The 25,518-nt window shown below is 66.5% G+C and carries 8 protein-coding genes; all 8 read left to right on the top strand.

Annotated elements, in window-relative coordinates; translation table 11 throughout:
• Positions 1-178: 178 nt before the first annotated feature.
• A complete protein-coding gene (locus ACT53Q_RS00370) occupies positions 179-10,732 on the top strand; it encodes an SDR family NAD(P)-dependent oxidoreductase (RefSeq protein ID WP_476184685.1) in 10,554 nt (3,517 codons plus the stop codon).
• 256 nt (positions 10,733-10,988) lie between these two features.
• Positions 10,989-12,398, top strand: coding sequence for a class I adenylate-forming enzyme family protein (locus tag ACT53Q_RS00365; protein WP_476184684.1), 1,410 nt, complete (start codon positions 10,989-10,991; stop codon positions 12,396-12,398).
• Positions 12,388-13,122, top strand: a complete 735-nt coding sequence (locus ACT53Q_RS00360) for an SDR family NAD(P)-dependent oxidoreductase (RefSeq protein ID WP_476184683.1) — start codon at positions 12,388-12,390, stop codon at positions 13,120-13,122. The genes ACT53Q_RS00365 and ACT53Q_RS00360 overlap by 11 nt, the downstream gene beginning before the upstream one ends.
• Positions 13,123-13,171: 49 nt before the next feature.
• Positions 13,172-13,417: a hypothetical protein gene (locus ACT53Q_RS00355; protein WP_476184682.1), complete on the top strand. Its 246-nt coding sequence runs from the start codon at positions 13,172-13,174 to the stop codon at positions 13,415-13,417.
• A gap of 73 nt (positions 13,418-13,490) precedes the next feature.
• Positions 13,491-17,717, top strand: coding sequence for an SDR family NAD(P)-dependent oxidoreductase (locus ACT53Q_RS00350; protein ID WP_476184681.1), 4,227 nt, complete (start codon positions 13,491-13,493; stop codon positions 17,715-17,717).
• Positions 17,718-17,958: 241 nt separating this feature from the next.
• Complete coding sequence (locus ACT53Q_RS00345; protein ID WP_476184680.1) at positions 17,959-19,866, top strand: hypothetical protein; 1,908 nt, start codon at positions 17,959-17,961, stop codon at positions 19,864-19,866.
• A 22-nt stretch (positions 19,867-19,888) separates the two neighbouring features.
• On the top strand, positions 19,889-21,625 hold the full coding sequence (locus ACT53Q_RS00340; RefSeq protein ID WP_476184679.1) for an aminotransferase class III-fold pyridoxal phosphate-dependent enzyme: 1,737 nt from the start codon (positions 19,889-19,891) through the stop codon (positions 21,623-21,625).
• A 1-nt stretch (position 21,626) separates the two neighbouring features.
• Positions 21,627-25,409, top strand: a complete 3,783-nt coding sequence (locus tag ACT53Q_RS00335; RefSeq protein ID WP_476184678.1) for a beta-ketoacyl synthase N-terminal-like domain-containing protein — start codon at positions 21,627-21,629, stop codon at positions 25,407-25,409.
• The last annotated feature ends 109 nt before the right edge of the window (positions 25,410-25,518 follow it).

The following is a 25,518-nucleotide window of genomic DNA, read 5'->3' as shown; positions in this document are numbered from 1 at the left end:
AGCATTCGCAGGCCGCACCGGCGCCATCGCGGATGATCCCGTCGTTTCGGCCGAGAAATCGTTGTCAATTTGCATTTTCCGCCGAAATGTTGTTATACCAAACTCGATTTATTATGATTCCTCAGGGTGAGGGGGATTTCCCTCGCCAGGATCGGATCGCAAGGATTGCCGAAAGATGATGGACCAAGATTCCCTGCAAGAACGCACCGAAAACTACCTGAAGTCGCTGATCTGCGAAGTCGCGGATACCGCGCTCGTTTTCGATGCGGAAACGCCTTTCGGCGAGCTCGGCGTCAATTCGTTCCTTGTCCTGAAAATCCTCAAGCGGCTCGAAGAGGATTTCGGAACGCTGCCGAAGACCCTGCTGTTCGAGAATTTCAACGTTCGCGATCTCGCGCGGTATTTCGTCAAGTCGCACGCGGACACGCTGATGCGCAAGTTCGGCGACGGATCGGCGCCTGCGCCGGTCGTGCCTGCTGCGCCTGCCTCGCTGGCACCGGCGCCCGCACCTGCCGCGATCGCCGCACCCGCGCCCGCGCCCGTGGTCGAACGTGCGCCCGCGATGGTGGCGATCCGCCACCTCGACCGTTATCCCGATCTCAGCCAGCGTCGTCGCGAGATCTTCCATCGCTACAAGAACGAGTCCTCGGTGTCGCGCGGCACCGCGACGATCGCGCCGTTGCTGTTCTTCGGCACTGGGCAGAAGGGGTATTTCAACTGCGGCAAGGGCAAGGGCATCCTGCTGGCCTACGGCTACACCGGCCCCGAAGAACATTTCCTGCCGCTGGCCGAAGAGCTGTATCGCCATTGCGAGGCCAACGGCCTGCAGTTCAACCTGTTCGCGGAAGACCGGCTTCCGCCGATGTGCGGCAAGACCTTCTCCGCGACGCCGTTCGGCGTGATGCAGCGGGTGCTGGACCTGCCGTCGTTCACGCTGGAAGGTCAGAAGATGCGCCGCCTGCGCTATCTGGTGTCCAAGTTCTCGAACGCCGGCGCCTGCCGCACCGAAGAATACATCTGCGGCAGCGACCGCAAGACCGCCGAGGCGATCGCCGCGATCATCGACCTGTGGTGCGCCTCGCGCACGATGGTCAATCCGCTGATCCCGGTGGTGAAGGAGGAAATCCTCGCCGGCACGCTGGACCGCGAGCACCGCCTGTTCGTGACCTATGTCGACGACACGCTGCAGAACGCGATCCTGGTGTCGCCGATGGCGGACGGCGCGGCCTATCTCATGGACCTCGAGTTCTACGGTCCGGACATGCCTCTCGGCGGCCTGGAATTCGCGATCGTCAACATCATCAAGATGCTGCGCGACGAGGGCTGCCGGATGTTCAGCCTCGGTGGCACCTACGGCTGCAAGCTCGGCGATTCGCCGGACGCCGACCCGCAGGTCGAGCGCATCCTCGAGGACCTGCGCCAGCAGAACATCTTCAACGACGAGGGCAACCTCCAGTTCAAGAACAAGTTCCGTCCGGAGAGCAAGGACATCTTCCTGTGCCGCGCGACCGACGCGGGCAGGGCGGACAACGTGCTCGACATCATCCTGATGATCGCCGATCCGTCGAAGAACCAGATCGACGAGCCTGCGGCCGATGTCGTCGCGCCCGCAGCGAGCGCACCGGCGACGCAGGCCGTCGCAGCCGCGCCGGGTGTCGCAGCGCAGACCGTCGAACTCGCCGCCAGCCCGCGCTGGCAGGCGCTGGAGGCGGCCGGCTTCAACCCGATGAACCTCGCCTCGGGCCAGGTCGAGTTCGATCTCAAGACCGATTCCTGGGCGCAACTGAGCCTGCCCGCCATCGACAAGCAGATGGCCAGCCTCTTCGCGCAGATCCAGCGCCCGGTCGACGTCAACGCGTCGCTGCGCCGGGTCTTCCCGTTCTCGTTCTTCACGCTCACCGGCTCCGGTCGGGCCGCCGAGGAACTGTTCTGCCAGGCCTGGGACAAGAAGGGCCGCGTGCCGCAGAACGTCCTGTTCCCGAGCACCCTCTACCACCAGATCGACAAGGGTTTCTCGCCGAAGGAAATGCCTGCGGCGGCCCTCCTGGACCTGCAGTCGGACGCGCCGTTCAAGGGCGATATCGACCTCGCCGCGCTGCAGGCCGAACTCGACGCGCACGCCGCGGACATCGGCTACGTCTGCATCGAGCTGACCGACAACGCCGCCGGCGGCGGCGCGGTGTCGCTGGGCCACCTCAAGCAGGTCAGGGCACTGCTGGACCGCTATCGCGACCGGCACCCGGTCCGCCTCGTGCTGGACGCCACCCGCGTGGTCGAGAACGCGCTGGTGGTCATCGAACACGAGTCCGAATGGCGCAACGCCACGGTGTGGCAGGTCGTCGAGGCCCTGCTGTCGCAGGCCGATGCGGTGATCGCCAGCCTGGCCAAGGATTTCTGCGTCGACAAGGGCGGGCTGATCGCCACCAACGACCAGGCGCTGCACGACCGGCTGCAGGTCCTGCAGCAGCGCAGCGGCAAGGCGCTGGACGCGATCGACCGCAAGTGCATCGCGGCTTCTGTGCAGAACCGCAGCTTCGTCGAAACCCAGGTGCGCCGCCGCGTCGATGCGGTACGTACGCTGGGGCAGCGACTGGCGGAGCACGGTCTGCCGGTGGTGCGGCCGTCGCTGTCGCACTGCGTGCTCATCGACGTCAAGCGGATCCCCGAATTCCGCGATCTCGCCGCGCCGGTGGCCTCGTTCGTGGCTTGGCTGTACCTCGCGACCGGCATCCGTGGCGGCGCGCACAGCGTCGGCATGCAGCAGAACTCGCCGCTCAACCAGCTCGTGCGACTGGCGATCCCGGTCGGACTCAAGAGCGAAGAAGTGCGCAAGCTCGGCGACCGCCTGATCGAGGCGTTTGCGCAGAAGGTTAACATCCCGGATCTCGCCGTGGCCGAAGGCATGGGGGATCTCAACGCCCGGCACCAGCTCCACCGGCTGCTGTCGCCTGCGGCGGTCCCTTCCGCCGTCGCCGCGACCGGCACGTCGCAGGCCGCGGTCGCTCAGGCGCCTGCCGCCGCGGCTTCCACGATCGCCCAGGCACCGGCGGCGTCGACCTCCGTAGTCGCGCCCTCGCGCGTCGACGCGTCGCGCGACGAGAGCATGGAGATCGCGATCGTCGGCATGGCCGCGCGCCTGCCGAAGGCCAGGAACGCCGAGGAACTCTGGGAGAACCTCGTCTCCGGCCGCGACTGCATCACGGAGATCCCGCAGTCGCGCTACGCGCGCCGACGCAACCGCGATGCGCTGGGCCGGTATCGCGGCGGCTTCATCGACGACCTCGACCGTTTCGACTCGCTGTTCTTCAACATCTCGCCGCGCGAAGCGGAAACCCTCGATCCGCAGGAACGCCTGTTCCTCGAAGTGTCGTGGGAAGCGCTGGAAGACGCCGGCTACTATCCGGAAGCCTTCCAGAGCGAGGAACTCGGCGGCCGCCAGATCGGCGTGTACGTCGGCGCGGTCTGGGCGATGTACCAGATGGTCGGTGCCGAAGAGCGCCTGGCCGGCAACCGGGTGATCGCGAACTCCTTCCTGTGGAGCATCGCGAACCGCGTTTCCTACTTCATGAATTTCACCGGCCCCAGCATCGCGGTGGACACCGCGTGCTCGGCCAGCCTCACCGCGATCCACCTGGCCTGCGACGCGATCCAGCGCGGCGAATGCGCCGCCGCCCTCGTCGGCGGCGTCAATCTCGACGTGCACCAGTGCAAGCAGGAAATCACCGTCGCCGGCGGACTGCTGTCCGACGAAGGCCTGTGCCGTGCGTTCGGCCGCGGTGCCAGCGGCTACGTGCCGGGCGAAGGCGTCGGCGCGCTGCTGCTCAAGCCGCTGGCCCAGGCCAGGCGCGATCGCGACAACATCTACGCGGTGGTCAAGGGCTCCGCGATCAGCCACGGCGGCCGCAACAGCGGCTATTCGGTGCCGAACTCCAAGGCCCAGTGCGATGTCATCACCGCGGCGCTGAAGCGGGCCGACATCGATGCGCGCAGCATCGGCTACATCGAGGCCCACGGCACCGGCACCGAGCTCGGCGATCCGATCGAGATCTCCGGCCTGAACCAGACCTTCGAGCGCTACGAGGTGCCACTGCACAGCGTCGCCATCGGTTCGATCAAGACCAACATCGGCCATCTGGAAGCCGCTGCCGGCATCGCCGGCGTGTGCAAGACCCTGCTGCAGATGCGCCACCGCACCCTGGTGCCGTCGCTGCATTCGGGCGAATTGAACGAATTCATCGATTTCGCGCATTCGCCTTTCGTGGTGCAGCAGCAGCTGGAACCGTGGCAGCCCAAGCAGGTCGACGGCGTGGCGCAGCCGCTGCGCGCCGGCATCAGCTCGTTCGGTGCGGGCGGTTCGAACGCCCACGTCATCCTCGAAGCGGTCGAGAGCGACGCGCCTGCCGAGCAGGACCATCGCGGCCTGCGGATCTTCCCGCTGTCCGCGCGCAACGAGGAACAGCTGCGTCATGCGGCGGAACGGCTCAAGGCCTTCGTCGAGAAGGATCGCGACAGCGCTTCCGCGCCGAGCCTGGACGACATCGCGTTCACGCTGCAGGTCGGCCGCAAATCGTTCGACCACCGCGTCGCCCTCATCGCCGGTAGCCGCGAGCAGTTGCTCGAGAAGCTGAAGTCGTTCCTGGCCGGCACCCGGGATGAGCACATCCTGATCGGCCACGTGAAGAACGCCGAGGGCATCACCAAGCTGCTGAACCGGCAGGAGAAGGACGCGTTCATCGACCTGCTCGCCAAGTCGCGCGATCCGCTGAAGCTGTCGCAGCTGTGGATCGATGGCCTGGCGTCCGATTGGCAGGGCATGCAGGCGCAGGGCCGCGGTCGGCGCATTTCGCTGCCGAGCTATCCCTTCGCCGACAAGCGTCACTGGCTGGAGCCCGTGGACGGCGCCCCGGCGCTGATCGGCGCGTCCTCGGCCAGCGCGCTGCACCCGCTGATCGACACCAACGAATCCACGTTCGAACGCCAGCTGTTCCGCAAGGTGTTCAACGATCGCGAATTCTTCATCTACGACCACCTGGTGTCGGACATCCCGACCCTGCCGGGCGTCGCGTACCTCGATTTCGCGCGCAAGGCCGGCGAGATCGCCGCCGGGCGCAAGGTCCGCAGGATCCGCAACATCCTCTGGGTCAGTCCGCTGACGGTCCAGAACGGCGTTCCGAACGAGGTCTTCATCGAGCTGAAGCCGTCCGGCGACATGGTGTCGTTCGAGGTCTTCAGTGAACGCGAGGGCGGCGGCCGTCAGCTGTACTGCCAGGGCAAGCTGCAGTATGCGACCGCGCAGGAAGAGGCCGCCGAGGACGAGTTCATCGACCTCGCCGCGATCCGCGGCCGCTGCGAACCGGTCAGCGACGCCGTGCGCGCCTATCCGCAGTTCAAGCAACTGGGTCTGGATCTCGGTCCGACCTTCCAGGCGCTGCAGACGGTCTACCGCAATCCGCAGGTCGGCTTCGAAGTGCTCGGCGCGCTGAAGATCCCGGAACTCGACGCGCTGCGCTTCGACGAATTCGTGCTGCATCCCTCGCTGGTCGACTCCTCGTTCCAGGTGGCGATGGGTGCGCGCCTGGCCGATGCCGGCGGCGAGATGTTCGTGCCGTATTCGCTCGGCGAAGTCGAGATCGTGCATCCGCTCACGCCGGTCTGCTACAGCTACGTGACCGACGCGAACGACGGCAAGAAGTCGTCGAACGTCTCGAAGATGAACGTGCTCATCGTCGACGAGCACGGCAAGGTGCTGGTGCGGGTGCGCGACTCGGTCGGCGTGCCGCTGCTCGACGTGCACGAGAAGCCGGGGCAGGGCGGTGGCGCGAAGAACGCGCCGGCCACCGACGACAGCGCGTTCTCGAGCCTGTACTACGGCACCGAATGGCAGTCGTCGATGATCGAACCGGCGGCCGCCGCCGGCACGCCGCAGACGATCGTGCTGTTCGCCCCCGATGTCGCCAGCCACGAGGCCTACCGTGCCGCGCTGGCCGCCGCAGGCGATGACGCCAGCACGCTGATCGCGGTCTACCCGGGCGATGGCTTTGCCCGCATCGATGAGCGCACGTATCGCGTCGATGGCGGCAGTCGCGACAGCTTCGAAGCGCTGTTCTCGGCGCTGCGCGAGGCGCATCCCGCGGTGCTGCAGGTGTGCTTCGCCTGGTCGGGCGTGCCGGTCGACGGCGCGCTCCCGGTCGAGACGCGCACCGCGCAGTCGCTCGAAAACGGCGTCCACGCCTTCCTGCACCTCTGCCAGGCGGTCATCGCGCAGAAGGCCGAAGCCTCCGTTCGCCTGAATTACGTGTACTTCAGCGATGGTCCGGAAGCGCGGCCGCAGGACGAGGCGATCCAGGGCTTCGTCACCATCCTGCGCGCGGAAAGCCCGAAGCTCGCCTGCAAGGTGATCGAGTTCCAGCCGCCGACGACGACGTTCGATGCGTCCGTGGTCGCGGCGCTCCGTGCCGAATACCATGTCGATACCAAGGCGCTCGGCGTCCGTTACGCCGACGGTCGTCGTTCGCTGCGCCGGATCGAATCCTGCCCGGCGCCTGACGCTCTGCCCAACGCCGCCGGCAACGCCCCGATGCCGGTCCGCCATCGCGGCGCCTACGTCATCACTGGCGGCGCCGGCGGCCTCGGCCTGATCTTCGCCGAGCACCTGGCGAAGGAGTTCCAGGCGCGACTGGTCCTCAGCGGACGCAGTGCGCTCAAGCCGGAGATCGAAGCGACGCTCGAGGCGCTGCGCGCGGCGGGTGCCGAAGTCGAATACGTCCAGGCCGACGTGTCGAAGCGCGAAGACGTCGAACGGCTGGTGGCCACCTGCCGCGAGCGCTACGGTGCGGTGCACGGCATCGTCCACAGCGCCGGCGTGCTCAACGACGCCTACATCCGCAACAAGAGCTGGGAGGACATGGCGGCGGTCTTCGCCCCGAAGATCCTCGGCGCCGTGCTGCTGGACGAGGCCACCCGCGACGATCCGCTGGACTTCTTCGTGCTGTTCTCGTCGCTGGCGGCTCTGGCCGGCAACGCGGGCCAGAGCGATTACTCCTACGCCAACCACTACATGGATGCGTTCGCCGCGCGGCGCAACGCGCTCTCGCGCGACGGCGCACGCCACGGCAAGGCGCTCAGCATCAACTGGTCGATCTGGGCCGAAGGCGGCATGCGCCTGGATGAACAGACGGCGCTGTTCTTCGAACGCAACCTCGGCATCAAGCCGCTGCAGCGCGAAGTCGGCGTGCAGGCCTTCATGCTGGGCCTGCAGACCGAGCTGTCGCACATCGCCGTGATGCAGGGCGTGCGCGAGAAGATCGAACGCGCCTGGGGGATCGGCGTGCCGGACGTCGCGACCCCGGCCGCGACCGCACCGGCCGCGCAAGCCGGTGCGCCTGCAGGCACGGCCGCGCCCGCGGCGTCCGCGGGCGGCGGCGACGATCTGGCGCTGGCGGTCCAGGGCGGGCTGTCGCAGATCGTGATGGACTTCCTCAAGATCGACGCCGAGGACATCGATCTCGACACGATCCTGCTGGACCTGGGCTTCGACTCGATCGGTCTCACCTCCTTCAGCAATCTGGTCAACGAGAAGTACGGCCTCGACATCACGCCGGTCACGTTCTTCGAATACCCGAACATCCGCGAGATCGCGAAGCACCTCGCCCAGGACCATCGCGACAACGTCCTGCGGGTGCATGGCCAGAAGGCGCAGGCGCCCGCCACCGCGGCGGCCGCGGCGGCCGCGGCCCGCGCCGATGCGCCGGCGGCCGTCGTGTCCGAGCAGGCCCCGATCGCGTTCAAGAAGAAGTTCGACCAGGCCGAAGCGCCGGCGCCAGCCGCCGCGGGCGGCCAAGTCTCCGGCGGCGGGTTCTCCCCGCAGCGCCGGTTCATCGAGCGCCCGATCGCGATCGTCGGCATGAGCGGCGTGATGCCGCAGGCCGATGACGTCGACGAGTACTGGGAAAAGCTGCGGAACGCCGAGAACAACATGGTCACGCTGGTCCCGCCGGACCGCTGGGACTGGCAGGCGTACTACGGCAACCCGATGGAGGAAAAGAACAAGACGCTGTCGAAGTGGGGCGGGTTCATGCGCGAGGTCGACAAGTTCGACCCGCTGTTCTGGGGCATCTCGCCGCGCGAAGCGGAAATGATGGACCCGCAGCAGCGCATCTTCCTGGAAAGCGTGTGGGGCGCGGTCGAGGATTCCGGCCACAAGGTGTCCGACCTCGCCGGCACGCGGACCGGCCTGTTCGTCGGCGCGGCGACCCGCGACTACATCGACATGATGGCGATGAGTCACGCCGATCTCGACGGTTATTCGGCGTCCGGCACCTCGCACGCGATCCTCGTCAACCGCGTGTCGTTCCTGCTCGACATCCACGGGCCGAGCGCGCCGCTCGACACCGCCTGCTCCAGTTCGCTGGTGGCGCTGCACCGTGCGATCGAATCGATCCACACCGGCAGTTCCGACATGGCGATCGTCGGCGGCGTGCAGGTCATGCTGACGCCGGCCGGCCACATCTCCTTCGGCGCCGCCGGCATGCTGGCCGACGACGGCAAGTGCAAGACCTTCGACTCGCGCGCGAATGGCTACGTGCGCGGCGAAGGCTCGGGCGCGATCCTGATCCGTCCGCTGGAAGACGCGATCGCCGACGGCGACCACATCTACGCCGTGATCAAGTCGACCGCGGAGAACCACGGCGGCAAGGCGACGATGCTTACCGCGCCGAACCCGAACGCGCAGGCCGACCTGCTGGTCGAGGCGTACGAGAAGGCCGAAGTCGATCCGCGCAGCGTCGGTTACCTGGAATGCCACGGCACCGGCACCAGCCTGGGCGATCCGATCGAGATCCAGGCGATGAAGAAGGCGTTCGCCGATCTCTACCGCAAGCACCAGTTGCCCGCGCCGACCAAGCCGCACATCGGCCTGACCTCGGCCAAGACCAACATCGGCCATCTCGAAACCGCGGCGGGCATCGCCGGCATCCTCAAGGTGCTGCTGTCGATCAAGCACAAGCAGATCCCGGCGCTGCTGCACTTCGAGAAGCTCAACCCGTACATCAATCTCGACAACACCCCGTTTTATCCGGTCGCGAAGACCCAGCCCTGGGAACCGGCGCTGGACGACCAGGGCCGGCCGTTCCCGCGTCGCGCCGGCATCAGCTCCTTCGGTTTCGGCGGCGCGAACGTGCACATCGTGCTGGAGGAGTACCTCGACGCGCAGGCGCAGTCGAATGCCCGTCCGGCCGGTCCCCACCTCATCGTGCTGTCGGCGAAAACTCCCGATCGCCTGCGCGCCAACGCGGCACGGCTGCTCGCGCATCTGTCGAAGGGCACCGACGACGACCTCGCCGACATCGCCTACACCCTGCAGATCGGCCGCGACGCGATGTCCGAGCGCATGGGCCTGATCGTGGACTCGACCGAGGCCCTGATCGAACGGCTGCAAGCCTATGTCGACGGCGACGAAGCCAAGGCCGACGTGAAGCAGGCCAGCGTCCGCCGCAAGTCGGACGTCAAACCCACGGATGCCGGCACCATCGCGCAGTGGCTGGGCGATCGCGATCGCGATCTCGCTTCGCTGCTCGACGTGTGGCTGAAGGGCCAGGAGCCCGACTGGAAGGTGCTGTACGCCGGCTACAGGATGCACCGCTGTTCGCTGCCGACCTACGCGTTCGCGCGCGAACGCTACTGGTTCAGCGTCGATCCCGAGAAGCAGAAGACGGGCAACCAGCCGGTCATGCATCCGCTGCTGCATCGCAATGTGTCGGTGTTCGGGCGGCAGTCGTTCGCCTCGGACAGCGCGACGCTCGAGAAATCGCTGCGCGGCACGGCACTGCGGCCGGACGCCGGACTGCCGGAGTTGCTGCCGGTCGAAATGGTGCGGCTGGCGGTGCGGGAATCCCTCGGCGACCGCGGGCACAAGGCACGCATCGAAATGCGTTCCCTGACGTGGGCGGGCTCCGAGCCGGCATCGCGCAGCGGCACCGTCTCCTTGGATCTGTACGCAACGGACGGCAGCGGCTTCGACTTCAACGTGAAGACCGCAGGTGCCGACGGCGAGTCGATGCTGTGCGAAGGCACGGGCACCTACGCGCCGAGCGAAGATCCGGGTCGCATCGACGTGTCCCAGTTGCGCGCGCTGTTCCCGGGCGACACCCATGACGCCGCGGCCTTCTATGGCGCCCTGGTCGACGCGGGCATGGTCCGCGACCGCCTGCCGGACGGCGTCGTCGCCTGCCGTCGCGGCGAGCGGCAGCAGTTGCTCGAATTCCGCCTGCCGGAGCGCGATGGCGCCACCGATGCCGCGGGCGCACTGGACAGCTTCGCGCTGCTCTCGCTCGCGCATCTGGCCGGCCTCGACCATCTGGCCCGCGGCGGCATCCAACCGTCGGCGACAACCCTGCTCGCACTGGAACGCATCGCGTTCGCCGCAGTCGGTGCGCGTGAAGGCGTGATCTGGGTTCGCCCGGCGCGCGGCGCTGGTCGCCACGACGATCGTGCCGTGATCGACATCGACGTGCTCGATGCCGAAGGTCGCGTGCTCATCAAGGTCAAGGGCCTGATGGTCGGCTACCCGGCGATGCCGGATGCGGAAAGCGTGCGCGAGGACGAGTTCGCTTCGATGCTCGAATCGCTCTACGCACCCGGTCGCAGCGCCGCGCCCGACCCCGCGTCGCAGCGTGCGGCGAGCCTCGAATTCGAGGATGCGCTCGACGCGATCTACGAAGCAGGCGCGACATGACGGGAATCGCATGTGCTCCGGCGAAGCCGGAACCGGATGGCTCCCGTCGTGTCCGCAACCGTGGCACGCAGGCATCGATTCCAGCAGGTATGCCGGTAGTGCACATGACGTTCGACATGGCGATTGCGCAGGCAGGCAATGCCTGCGCAACACATGCCGAAAGCTTGGTTGATCAAACCATCCCCCAGCTCGATAATCCAAATCGGAACATCGGCTGATCCACCCGCATTGCGGGTCTTCGAACACGGAGCGTTGAATGCAGAATCTCGCGACACTCATCGAGGGTTGGGCCGATCAGACTGGGCGCACGGCGGTCGTTTGCGACGGCGCGCCGCTCGACTACGCCCAGTTGCACGCGAAGATTTCCCACTGGCGCGGGCAACTGCAATCCACGGGGATCGCCCCGGGCGCATGCATCGCGATGCGCGGACAAGTCTCCGGCGACATGATCGCGCTGTTGTTCGCGCTGGTCGAGAACGCGAACATCGTGGTGCCGTTCCTGTCCGCGACCGACTTCGAAGTGGAAGATGCGCTCGCGACCGCCTGCGTCGATGGCGTGTTCGAATTCTCGAACGACGGCAGCAGCCGCTACACGTCCTGCGACTACGGTCAGCAGCATCCGCTGCTCAATCGCCTGCGCGGCGACCCCAAGGAAGCGGGGCTCATCCTCTTCACGTCCGGGTCGACCGGCAAGAACAAGGCCTCGGTGCATCGTTTCTCGCGGCTCATCGCGAATGTCCTGCAGAAGCCCGGGACCGGCTACCGCACCCTGATTTTCCTGATGTTCGACCACATCGGCGGCATCAACACGCTGCTGCACGTGCTGTGCAACGGCGGCACCGCGGTCTTCGTCGCGGATCGCTCGGTGTCCACGGTGTGCCATGCGATCCAGTCGCAGCGCGTCCAGCTGCTGCCGACCACGCCGACCTTCCTCAACATGCTGCTGATTTCGGACCAGCGCCAGGCCTACGATCTGTCGTCGCTGGAGTTGATCACCTACGGCACCGAGCCGATGTCGCTGGCGACGCTCAAGGCCTTGAACGAAGCCTTGCCGGGCGTGCGCTGCAAGCAGACGTACGGGCTCACCGAAGTCGGCATCCTGCCGACGCAATCGGAAGACGCGGGTTCGACCTGGATGAAGGTCGGCGGCCTGCGGCACGAAATCCGGATCATCGACGGCATCCTCTGGATCCGCACCGACGCCGCGATGATCGGCTACCTGAATGCGCCATCGCCGTTCGATGACGAGGGCTGGCTCAACACCGGCGACATGGTCGAGGAGCGCGATGGTTACCTGCGCATCCTCGGGCGCAAGTCGGAAATCATCAACGTCGGCGGCGAGAAGGTCTACCCGAGCGAGATCGAGGACCTGATCCTGCAGGTCGACAACATCAGCGACGTCATCGTCAGTGGCAAGCCGAGCCCGCTGACCGGTGCCCTGGTCTTCGCGACGGTCCAGCTCGTCAACCCCGAGCCGAGAGCGGACGTGGAACGGCGCGTGCGCGCGTACTGCCGGGAGCATCTGCCGCCGTACAAGGTGCCGGTCGGGATCAAGATCAGCGAGGACCCGATGTTCGGTGCACGCTTCAAGAAGATTCGCCGCCCGGCGCCCGCAGCGCAGGGCGACGTCAACCATGCCGCAAGGGAGCAAGAGAGTGTCGACTGACAAGCGAGTGGTCATCATCAGCGGCGGCAGCCGCGGACTGGGACAGGCATTGGTACGGGATCGGCTCGACGCAGGCGACTTCGTCGCCACGTTCAGCCGCTCCAGCAACGATTTCATCGACAAGATGCGGAGCGAGGATCCGGAGGGCGCGCGTTTCCACTGGGAAGCGATCGATGGCACCGACCTGGAGGGCGTCAGGACCTTCGCCATGAACGTCCTGCGCCGCCACAAGCGCATTGATGCCCTGATCAACAATGCCGGCGTCGGCACCGAGGGCCTGCTGACCATGACCTCGGAGCGCGACATCCACCAGTCGCTGACGCTGAACCTCGAGTCGGCGATCGTGCTGACGCGCGCGTGCCTCAAGGGCATGATCGCCGCCCGCCACGGCAGCATTCTCAACATTTCCTCGGTCAACGCGCTGCGCGGCCACAAGGGCCTCGCGGTCTACAGCGCCACCAAGTCGGCGCTGCTGGGCTTCACGCGCAGCCTCGCGACCGAAGTCGGTCCGCAGGGCATCACCGTGAATGCGATCGCGCCGGGCTTCTTCGAAAGCGAGATGGTCGGCCACCTGACCGAGGCGCAGCTCGCCCGCATCATCAACCGCACGCCGATGCGCGCCATGTGCACCACGCAGGACATCGTCGACGCCGCGCGCTTCCTGCTGTCGACGCGCGCCATCACCGGCCAGACCCTCGCGGTCGACGGCGGCTTCACCGCCTGATGTCCAGCCCCACGCTGGTCCCTCCGTTCAACCCCATTGCAGGAACGTCATGAGCGAACACAAGCAGATCATCTACGACACCCTCCGTCGCGTCGCCGAGGAAGAGGGCGTGCAACTCGGCCCGATCAGCGATTCCAGCGCGCTGATCGACACGCTCGGGTTCCGCTCGCTGCATATCGCCCGCATCCTCGCGATCCTGGAAATCGAGTTTTCCTACGATCCGTTCGCGAGCGGCGACGTGCCGATCACCGGCCTGCGCACGGTCGGCGATCTCTGTGCCGCCTACGAGCGCTGATCGAACAGTTTCATTGGACGCAATCCACGAGAGGTCGGAGACATCCTGACCATGGATTGCAGCAGGATTCGGAATGGAAAAGCACCACAGCGACATCGCAATCATCGGGATGGCCGGGAGATTTCCCGGCTCGGCCTCGACGCATGAATTCTGGGCCAACCTGTGCGCCGGTCGCTCCGGCATCGTTGCGCTTTCCACCGAAGAACTGCTGGCCAACGGCGTGTCGGCCGAAGCGCTGGCCGATCCGAATTACGTGAAAGTCGCGCCGCTGCTGGCGGACCACGACTGCTTCGACGCGGAATTCTTCTGGATTCCGCCGCGCGATGCGGAAATGATGGATCCGCAGCACCGGTTGCTGCTCGAATGCGCGTGGTCGGCCATGGAAGACGCCGGCTATCCGCCCGAAACCCAACCCGGAAAGGTCGGCGTGTTCGCCGGGTCCGGCGGCATCGTGTCCAGCCACCTGCTGTCGTGCACCGCGCACTACGCCGAAGTCATCGGCAAGACCGGTGGCAGCTGGCATGTCGCCAACGACAAGGACTTCGTTCCGACGCGCCTGTCGTACAAGCTGAACCTGCGTGGCCCGAGCATCGCGGTCCAGACCGCATGCTCGACCTCGCTGGTGGCGACGCACATGGCGTGCCAGAGCATCCGCTCGGGCGAGTGCGACATGGCCCTGGCCGGCGCGGTCGCCGTGCGCACGCCGCATCTGGCGGGGTATCTGTACGAGAGCGGCAACATCCTCTCCGCTGACGGGCAGGTCCGCGCCTTCGACGCGAACGCACGCGGCGTCGTGTTCGGCAGCGGCGTGGGCATGGTCCTGCTGAAGCCACTGCAGAAGGCGATCGACGACGGCGACTGCATCCATGCCGTGATCAAGGGGTCGGCCATCAACAACGATGGCGGCCAGAAGATGAGCTTCCTGGCCACCAAGGTCGAAGGCCAGCTCGACTGCATGCGTGCCGCGCTCGGCAATGCCGGCGTCTCTGCCGACAGCATCGGTTACATCGAGGCGCACGGCACCGGTACGGCGATGGGCGATCCCATCGAGACCCTCGCGCTGACCCGGCTGTTCCGCAGCGAGACCGATCGTCGCCAGTTCTGCGCGATCGGGTCGGTCAAGAACAACATCGGCCATCTCGACATCGCGGCCGGCATGGCCAGCCTGATCAAGGTCGCACTGTGCCTGAAGCATCGGCGCATTCCGCCCTGCATCAATTTCGCCACGCCGAATCCCAAGATCGATTTCGAGAGCAGCCCGTTCCACGTCAACACCGAGGTGATCGATTGGCCGGAGGGCGCGACGCCGCGCCGGGCCGCGATCAACTGCCTCGGCATCGGCGGCACCAATGCCTTCATGGTGCTGGAAGAGCCGCCGCAGCGGGCGCAGCCGTCGCGCGCGGCGCCGATGCCGCGCATGGTGGCCCTGTCGGCGAAGACCGAAGCGGCGCTCTGGCGCAAGGTCGGCGATCTCGCCGACTGGCTCGATGCCGGCCATGCCGAGCATCTCGACGACATCGCCTTCACGCTGGCCACGGGCCGCACGCAGTTCGATCATCGCTGCGTGGTCGTGGCAAACGATCTCGACGAACTGAGCGCCAAGCTCAAGCGTCTGGGCCGCCACAAGCGTGCGCCGGACTGCTTCGTCGGCGGCGACGCCGAGCGTTCGGGCAAGGCGACGCCGGGCCTCGACGAGTTCGCGAATTTCGTGGTGCAACAGCTTCTCGGCGGTCTGCCGGCCGACGAAGCGCGCAGCAAGCTGCTCGCGCTCGCGGACCTGTACTGCCGCGGGGCGAAGTTGCCGCTCGACGCCTTGTTCGCCGGCTCCGGAGCGCAGCGCATCGCCCTGCCGACGTATTCCTTCGAGAAAAGGCGCTTCGCGATTCCGGCGCTGCCCGAGGACGCCAGTCCGAAGAAACCCGCTGCAGCAGCGGCACCGGCGAACCTGCATCCCCTGCTGCACGTCAACGTGTCCGATCTGTCGGGCCTGATGTTCGCGTCCGAGTTCGACGGCGAGGAATTCTTCCTGCGCGACCACGCGGTGCTCGGACACCGCGTGCTGCCGGGCGTGGCCTACGTCGAGATGGTGCGCGCCGCGGTGGCGCTGGCGCTGCCGGCAGACCTGACGCAGACGCTCGAATTCAGGGATCACGCCTGGATCCAGCCGGTGGTGGTCGACGATGCGTTCGCGCTGAAGGTCGCGCTGCAGGACAACGGCGAAGACGAAGACGGCGGACGCTGGCTCGAATACGAGATTTTCTCCGAAGGCGCGGCCGGCGAAACGACCCACGCCCGCGGAACGGTCCGCTGCAGTGCAGGGGCCATCGAGGCCGAGCTGGTGGATCTCGCAGCGGTCGACGAGGCCGTCGATGGCGAGAATCGTGATCGCGGTGTGCTGTACGCGCGTTTCGAGGCGCTCGGCTTGCGCTACGGGCCGATGATGCAGGGCATCGCCGACCTGCGCACCGACGGCAACGAAGTGATCGCGCGCCTGCACCTGCCGGACGCCGTGGATCCGCGCTTCGGCCTGCACCCCGCGATGATGGACTCCGCGATGCAGTGCACGATCTGCCTGATCGCGGGCCTGGACGGCGAAGGCGGCGCGGCGGTGATGCCGTTCGCGTTCGACGACATGATCGTCCATGGCGACACCACCGAGGACATGTGGGTCTGGGTTCGTCGCGCGCCGGGCACGGCCATCGCCGGGATGCCGTCGCTGGACATCGATCTGGTCGACGCCGAGGGGCTGGCGCGGGTGAGCATCCGTGGTCTGATCTCGCGCACCGTCCCGTCCGCGCCTGCCGTGGCGTCGACGCGCGCCGTCGACGCTGCACCGGCGCTCGCGAAGCCGGTCCCGACCTCGGCGTCCAGCGCCTCGCTGCGCGCGCTGATGCCGATCTGGAATCCGGTCCGCTTCGAACACGAGGCGACGACGCCGGCGTCGGGCGAACGCTGCCTGCTGCTCGGCGGTGACGAGGCGCTGGTTGCCTGGCTGCGCCGGGCGCCGATCGAACTGCGGCACCAGCCGATCGTGGCCGGCGATTCGCTCGAACGGATCGAACAGTGGCTGTCCGATGGCGCATTCGACCATCTGCTGTGGTTCGCCCCCGAAGCGGACGTCGGCGACGACGACGCGATCATTCGTGGCCAGGACGCGGGCGTGCTTTCGCTGTTCCGCATCCTCAAGGTCCTGGGCGGGCTCGACGGCTTCGAGCGCGAGCTCAAGTTCACGATCGTCACCCGCCGCGCGCTGCAGGTCTTCGGCGACGAACTGGTGTCGCCGCATCACGCCAGCGTGCATGGCCTGGTCGGCAGCGTCGCCAAGGAAATGCCGCAGTGGCGCTTCCGGCTGCTCGACATCGAAGCGACCGACGATCTCGATCCGCGCGAGTTGCTTGCCTTACCCTGGGACGAGCAGGGCAGGGGGCTGGCGTTCCGCTGCGACGAGTGGTTCCACCAGGAATTCGCCGATGTCGGCCGCCTGTCGTCCCCGCGCGCGGCCTACCGGCAGAAGGGCGTCTACGTCGTGATCGGCGGCGCCGGTGGCCTCGGCGAAGTCTGGACGCGGCAGATGGTCGCGCGCTACGACGCCGAGATCATCTGGATCGGTCGCCGGCCGCAGGACGCCGCGATCGAAGCGAAGCTGGATGCGATCGCGACGCTGGGCCGACGTCCGCACTACGTCTCGGCAGACGCCACCGATGCGGCAGCGCTGACGGCGGCCGTCGCGTCCATCCGCGAACGCTTCCCGCGGATCGACGGCGTGGTCCATTCCGCGCTGGTGCTGCAGGACCAGACGGTGCGCGCGATGGACGAGGCCGTCTTCCGCCAGAGCCTTGCGGCCAAGGTCGACGTCAGCGTCAACATGGAGCGCGCCTTCGCCGGCCTGGACCTCGATTTCGTGCTGTTCTTCTCGTCGGTGGCGTCGTTCCACCGCGACGCCGGCCAGTCGAACTACTGCGCCGGATGCACGTTCAAGGACAGCTTCGCGCAGGCCATGCGCGCGCGTCACCCGTACCCGGTCAAGATCGTCAACTGGGGCTACTGGGGCAGCGTCGGCATCGTCACCGATGCGTTCTTCCGCAAGCGCATGGAAAGCCGGGGGATCGGATCGATCGAGCCGGACGAAGCGATGCAGGCGCTGGAAGCCTTCGTCGCCTCGGACATGGACCAGCTGGTGCTGATCAAGGTGCTCTCCCAGCGCGCACTCGACGATCTGTGGGTGTCGGAGGAAATCCGTCACTACGGGGATCAGGACGCAGCGGGCGGGTACGGCGGCGAGGCGTCGATCGCATCGTGAATCGCACGGACATGAACGCATTGGAAATGGAATCGCCATCGCGGCACACCGCTTCCGCACTCGACGCGCTCTTGATCTCCGTCGAGTCCGCGATGAAGGCGGCGCGCGCTGGAAACGGCCTGAGCCCGTCGGAGACCGACGCAGGTCGCGCACGCGCCATGCCCCTGCCGATGCCGCTCTGCTCAAGCCGGTTTCGACCGGGCGCGGGATCCCGTCGTCGGACACGATCGGCAAAGGTCTCGTGCGGGACCGGCCGCCTCGCCGAAACCACATCAGGACAAGGGGCTCGGTCATCGATGCCGACACGAACGACGCCGGGAGTTGTGTCATCATCCAGCGTCAGGGGCTGCGCGTCAGCCTCCCCGAAGACATGGAATTGCCGTATGCGGTCAAGGACGCACTCTCATCCCTGCCGGAATCGATCTGCGCGTCGAACGCTTCGTTGCCGCAGGACGGCACGCCACGGAGGCCTCGGGGTGTCGAACCCGGGAATCTGCCTGGCGACATCCGCAAGGCGCACACCTCCCCGATGAAGACCGTACTGCTCCCCGCCGGGCGCACGGGCCCGCATGGCCGCTGCCCGCATCGACTGCAGAGTGGATCCCTGCGGTCCGCCGCGATTTCACTGCTGGCCCTCGGCGTGGCCTTCGGCGCCTGTGCCCAGACGCCGAAGACCGAGCCTGCCCCCGATCCGGACAACGATTTCCTCGAGGGCGTCCTCATCGACGCCCCCACGGAGACGCCACCGGCAGCACCGGTCGCGAACGGCGAGCAGGCGCCTGCCGCAACGCAGTCGGAACAGGGCACCGACACGACGGCCGGTGCCGGCGAGCTCGACATCGACACCGAAAGCGATCCGGGCACGAGCCGTGATCCGGCAGGCCAGTCGCCCCAGGAGGAAACGCCTGCGGACCAGACACCTGCAGGCCCGACCTCGCCGACCGACGATGCGGACACGACCACGGGCGCGGCGGACGGCGCCAGTCCGCTCTCGGCCTGGCTGGAACCCCTGCGCATCAGCCTGAAGCACGAAGTGTCCTACAAGTTCGCCTCGCCGAAGCGCGTGGTGAACAATCGCTCGTCGGTCCGTCTGGAGTATTCCAAGGCCCTGACCAGCAACCTGTACTTCCGCCTGGACACCAAATACAACCTGCACTGGGGCAACGACCACCGCGCCCAGGCCAAGGACGAAAATCCCTTGCACGAACTCGTCACTCGCGAAGCCTACCTGCAGAGCAGTTTCGGCAACACGAGCTTCCGGCTCGGTTACCAGATCCTGCCGTGGGGTGTTTCGGAGGGCGGCGCGATCACCGACGAAGTCAGTCCCCGCAACAGCGCCGAGTACTTCTTCATCTCGCTGGAAGAGTCGCGGGTCGGGCAGGCGATGCTCACGGTGGACCACTTCGGCGATTCCGGCCAGTGGACCGCGTTCCTGGTGCCGCGCCCCGGCTACAACAAGTATCCGGATCGCGGGTCCGAGTACGACATCCCCGGTTCCTTCGACAAGAACGCGCCGGATGACGGCTGGGGCAACTTCGGCACCTACGAATTCGGCGGCCGCTGGAAGCGTTCGTTCGGCAAGAGCGACATCAGCCTGATGGCGGCGCGGCTGATCGACAACGATTACCTGGTGCGCCAGCAACGGTTCCGCATGTTCGGGCTGACCGCGAACCTCGCGATCGACAACCTGATGCTGCGCACGGAAGTGGCGCTGAAACAGCCGCGCGCGTTCTTCGCGAGCTCCTCGAGCAGCAGCGATCCGACGATCGTGGAAAGCGATCAGTTCGACTCCTCGTTCGGCTTCGATTACTCGCCCGGCGGCCGCCCGCTCACGTACAGCGCGGAAATCACCTGGAGCCGGTTGCTGGACTGGCGCGACGACATCATCGGCCGCGAGCGCAACGAGTATTCGCTGATCGGGTCGGTGACCAATCGCTTCTTCAACGACGATCTGACCCTGACCTGGCTCACGATCTACAACCGGCCGTACACCACGTTCCAGCACAAATTCCTCAGTTCCTACCAGATCGACGACAACTCCACGGTCTATTTCGAACTGTTCTATCCGGACGAACGGGACGAACGCAGCGGGACTTGGCCGTATCGCGACCAGAAACAGTTCGTCCTCCGATATCAATATCAATTCTAGCGACCGCGAGATGGATCACGCCATGCAGATGCCCGTTGAAGACGTATCGAACAAGATCTTGTCGAAGCAGATCGACAAGCAGGACGCCATGCGCCTGTTCCAGTCGCTGGACAAGGAGTCGCAGCTGCAAGTGCTGGCGATCGTCCGCCGTGCGGGCGGCATCATGCCGGCGCACGACGGCAAGGCCGCCGCGCGCGCCCTGAAGGCGCTCGACCAGCGCGACCTGACCGATGACCACCGCGCCTGGATCGCCGCGCTCGTCGAGAAGTACGACCGCTTCGTGCCGAAGTCCAAGGCCAATGTCCTGGAACACCAGGTCCACTTCGTCGACCAGCGTCGCGCCTTCCACCTGATCAAGGATCTGAAGAAGCTCCACTTCCAGATCACCTACACCAAGGCCGAAGGCGCCTACGTCCACGATGCCGATGGCAACAAGTACATCGACATCTCCGGCGACATGGGCGTGAACCTGTTCGGACACCGCGCGCCGTTCCTGATCGACGCGGTCAAGCACAGCCTGGACCAGGGCATTCCGCTGGTCGGCTACTCCGACATGATCTTCCGGGCCTGCAAGCTGTTCTGCGAGATCACCGGCCACGAACGCGCGCTGTTCACGCAGTCGGGCACCGAGGCCGTGATGTTCGCGGTGCGCATCGCGCGCGCCGCGACCGGCCGCAAGAAGATCGTGCTGTTCGACGGCAGCTATCACGGCCTGTCGGACGCGGTGGCCGCCACCCGCGACCTCGCCGGCAACAGCTTCCCGCTGGCGCCCGGCATCCTGCAGGAATTCGCCGACCAGATCATCGTGCTGGACTACGGCGACATGGCGTCGCTCGACACGATCGAGCAGCACGCCGGCGAGATCGCCACCGTGCTGGTCGAGCCGGTGCAATCGCGCCATCCCTACCGCAAGCCGGTGGAATTCCTCAAGGCGCTGCGCCAGCTGACGATCGAGAAGAACATCCCGCTGATCCTCGACGAGATGATCACCGGCTTCCGCGTCTGCCCGCAGGGCGCGCAGGGCACCTTCGGCATCAAGGCCGACATGGCCACCTACGGCAAGATTCCCGGCGGCGGCCTGCCCACCGGCGTCATCGCCGGTGCGGCGAAGTACATGGACATCGTCGATGGCGGCACCTGGCAGTTCGACGACGACAGCATGCCCAGCTCCAAGCGCACGGGCATGGCCGGCACGCATTCGCAGAATCCGCTGAAGATCGCCGCGGCCCTGGCGGTGCTGACCGAAATCAAGAAGCGCTGCGGCGACGGCGTGCAGACGTGCGACAACTGCACCTGCTTCCAGCGCACGCTCAACGAGAAGACCACGCAACTGGCGGGCACGCTGAATGCGTTCTTCCGCGAAGAGCGCCTGCCGGTGGTCATCGACACCTTCGGTTCGCTGTTCCGCTTCCGCTTCGTCGACAGCTACTGGGGCGTGACCGAAGCGCTGTTCTTCATCCTGCTGCGCATGGAAGGCGTGGAGACCAACATCCAGGGCAACTGCTTCCTGACCACGGCCCACACCGACGCGGACATCGAAGCGGTGATCGCCGGCGTGAAGACCAGCATGTCGACGCTGAAGCAGAGCGGGTTCTTCGTCGAACCCGAAGACGAACCGGTGCAGGACGAGGAAACGCAGCCGGAAACCACGGCATTCGCGCCTCCGCAATCCGGCAGCGCGCCGCACCGCAACGAAATGGAGCGCCTGAAGGCGCTGCTCGCCGCCGACCTCGCGTTGGCAGAAGATCAGGGAGTGTGAGATGAGTGCTGTGGCGGAACCGACATTGCTGGACACGATCGCGAAGACGGTCGCGTCCACCCTCAAGATCCCGGTCGAGCGACTGGACGTCGACGCCGACTTCGACTCGTTCGGCATGGACTCGATCATCGCGATCGAGCTGATGACGAACCTGAGCAAGCAGCTCAAGGTGTCGATCACGCCGGCGCAGCTGACGACGGTCAACTCGATCCGCCAGTTGGCCGCGATGATCGACAGTTCGATGAACGCAGCCCCGGCCGCGCCGGCGCCGAAGGCGCCGCCGGCCGCCGCCGCGCAACCGGTTCCCGCCGCGGCCAAGGCGCCGGCGGCACCGGCCGCTGCGGCTGCAGCCCCGCGCCGCCGCGCGGAGACGCCGCGACCGGCGCCGAAGCCCGCCGATGATGCCGCGGGGCTGCGGCGCATGCTGGCTTTCGTCCGCGACGAATACGGCCTCGACCTGCGCGGCGAACGCTTCACCTCCAAGCAGGCGCTGATCGATCACCTGCTGGAACACCACGCCGACGCGCTGCTGCATTACTACGGTCTGTCCGTCGACGAACGCAGCGCCGAACCGGAAGAGATGCAGACGGTCGCGGTGTCGACCGGCAGCCCCGGCATCGCCATCGTCGGCATGGCCTGCACCTTCGCGGATGCGCGGACGCCGGAAGCGCTGTGGAACAACCTGATCGACCAGCGCTCGCTGATCGCGCCGCTGAAGGGCGTGCGCTGGGGCACCGTCGACGCCGAGGCCGCGCCGCGCTGGGGCGCGCTGATCGACGATGTCGATCGCTTCGACCCTGCCTTCTTCGGCCTCACCGAAGACGAGGCCCGCCTGTGCGACCCGCAGGAACGCCTGGTGACCCAGTCGCTGTTCCATGCGCTGCAGCACGCTGGCCTGCGCGCCGACAAGCTGCGCGGCACGCGCACGGGACTTTTCATCGGCTACGAATACGCCGAATACGAGCACCATCTGCGCCGCAATCTGCACCGCGTTCCGAACGCGCCGGCGCTCAGCTCGTCCAGCCCGATCTACTACCTCGCCAACCGCATCTCGTTCCTGTACGACTTCAAGGGTCCGAGCGAAGTGGTCAACGCCAGTTGCGCGTCGTCCGGCCTCGCGATCCATCGTGCCTGCCAGTCGCTGGCGCAGGGCGAGTGCGACGTGGCCATCTGCGGCGGCGTGTCGCTCAATCTCTTCCAGAGCGACTACGCGGCGATCGCGCGCTACGGCCTGCTGTCGCCCGACGGCACCTGCGGCGTGTTCGACGACGCCGCCAACGGCTTCACTCGCGGCGAAGGCGTCGGTCTGCTGGTGCTCACGCGGCTCGATGACGCCGAGCGCGACAACCGCCGCATCTTCGCCAAGGTCGTCGCGACCCATCAGAACAACCGCGGCCGTGCCAGCTTCATCTCCGAGATCAAGCACGAAGCCATCACCCAGGTGATCGCCGAATGCTATGAGAAGCACGGCATCGGGCCGAACTCGGTCCGCTACATCGAAGTCGACGGCTACGCGACCAAGTGGGGTGATTCCTTCGAGTTCGAAGGCATCAAGAACGCGTTCGCCACGTCGGCCTCGGGCGAGAAGCACTGTGCGCTCGGCAGCATCAAGGGCAACATCGGCCATGTCGAGCCGGCCAGCGGCGTGGCCAGCGCGATCAAGGTCGCGTTGTCGCTGCACCACAAGGAATTCCCCGCCACGATCACCAAGAAGAAGCTCAACAGCTTCATCGACATCGATTCGCCGACCCATCCGCTGTACATCGCCGACCATCCGCTGCCGTTCGACACGCTGCGCCGCGGCGACGAACCGATCCGCGCCGGCGTCAACTCCTTCTCCGACAGCGGCATCAACGTGCACCTGCTGTTCGAGGAATACCGCACCGATCGCAGCGTCGCGCGCACGGAGCAGGGCGGCCGCCAGTTGTTCGTCTTCTCGGCGCGCACGCGCGAATCCCTGCAGGAGTCGCTGACCCTTGCGCAGGATTCCCTGCAGGAATCGTTGGTCCTCTACTCCGGTCGCCCCGCACCGGCGCTGGAAGACATGGCCTACACCCTGCAGATGACCACCGTGCCGATGGAGCATCGGCTCGCCATCATCGCCGCCAGCCACAAGGAGTTGGTCGAACTCCTGGGACGTGCATCGAAGCAACTGGCCGCCAACAAGCCGTCGGACGGCAACGGTCCGATCTTCGCCGGCGGTCCGCAGGAGCGCGAGAACGCACGCGTCTTCGACGTGATCAAGTCGCAGATCGGCGAGGACAAGCTGCTCGAAAACCTGCGCGAAGGCATGCTGAAGGACATCGCGCTGCTGTGGGTCGGCGGCATCGACATGCCCTGGGAGCGCCATTGGCGCGACGTGGTCGTGACGCGTCGTCGCAACGCGCAGGCGCTGCCGCAGCTGGTCGACCTGCCGCTGTACCCGTTTGCCAAGCATCGCTACTGGCTGGATTTCGACCCCAACGACGATGCGTCGTCGCGCGTGGACATCCCCACCGTGGCGAGGCCGAAGGCGAAGGACGGGCAGGACGGCGGCGCAGGCGAGGGCGAGGCCGCGCGCGAATGGCGCTTCGTCGACAAGCTCGCCGACGGTGAACGGGCGGAAGCGCTCGATGCCGAGGAGAAGATGGTGCGCTTCCTCTCGCAGGAAACCGCCATCCTCCTGCGCATGCCGCGCGCGGAGATCGATGTCGGCCAGAGCTTCATCGACCTCGGCTTCGATTCGATCGGCATGGCATCGCTGATCGAGAAGATGATTGCCCTGCTCGACGAGAACCTGTCCCCGAGCGTCGTGTTCAATTACACCGACATCGGCAGTCTCGGCCGCCACTTGGCCGAACAGTACCAGTCCAAGATCGAAGGCATCCACGTCGTGCGCGTCGCCGCCGCTTCCGCTTCCGCGTCCGCCCGGCCCGCCGCTGCTGCGCCCGCGCCTGGGAAGCCGCAGCAGACCACGGCGCCGAAGAACGATATCGAAACGTGGTTCACGAGCCGTGAATCGTTCTCCGACAGCATCCTCGTCAAGATGCAGATGAAGGCGTCGGGGACGCCCGTGTTCGCCGTCCCGGGATCGGACGGCAGCGTCCTGTCGCTCCAGCCGCTGAGCCGTGCGATGGCCGGCATCAAGCCGATGTTCGCGTTCCAGGGCGTGGGTCTGGACGGCAAGCGCGAACCCCTCGACAACATCCAGGCGATGGCCGAAACCAACATCGGCGCCCTCGCGACGCTGCGCGACTGCAGCAGCCTCAGCTTGCTCGGCTATTCCAACGGCGCGGTCGTCGCCTTCGAAATGGCGCACCAGCTGATGAAGAACAAGATCACGGTCGAGCGGCTGGTGCTGATCGACGGCCGCTGCCCGGCCTCCACCGTCCGCACCATCACAGACGAGATCGCCGTCGCGTTCACCGACCTGATCAACGAGCTCGGCGGCAAGTGGCCGTTGAACGTCGAAGAATTCCGTCAGGTGCCCGAAGACCAGCGCGCCGAGTATCTGCTCGAAGTCACCCGGCGCAACGGCTTCTGGATGTCCAGGGAACTCTTCATGCGCGCCTACCGGCTTTCGATCGCCAGCGAGAACGCCTGCCGCAGCTATCGCGTGAAGAAGCTGCCGAAGGCCTGCGACACGGTGATCATCCGTGCGACGCGCAACAACGGCGACCAGACGCCGTCGCTGGGGTGGGACAAGTTCCTGGTCAAGCCGCCCGTCTGCATCGACATCGACGCGGACCACCTGTCCGTCGTCAACAAGGCGGGCAGTGCGGTGATCGCAGGGATCTTCCAATGAACCGCCGGCTTCGCGTGACCGATGGCACCGGCGGGGCGCGGAACCCATCGCCGCGTCGAAAGTCCAACCCGTCTTTCTTTGCCGGGGCGGCGACCCCTTGCATGGCAAT

Source organism: Lysobacter sp. DMC97 (genome assembly GCF_056313745.1).
This window is presented reverse-complemented; position numbering and strand designations above follow the sequence as displayed.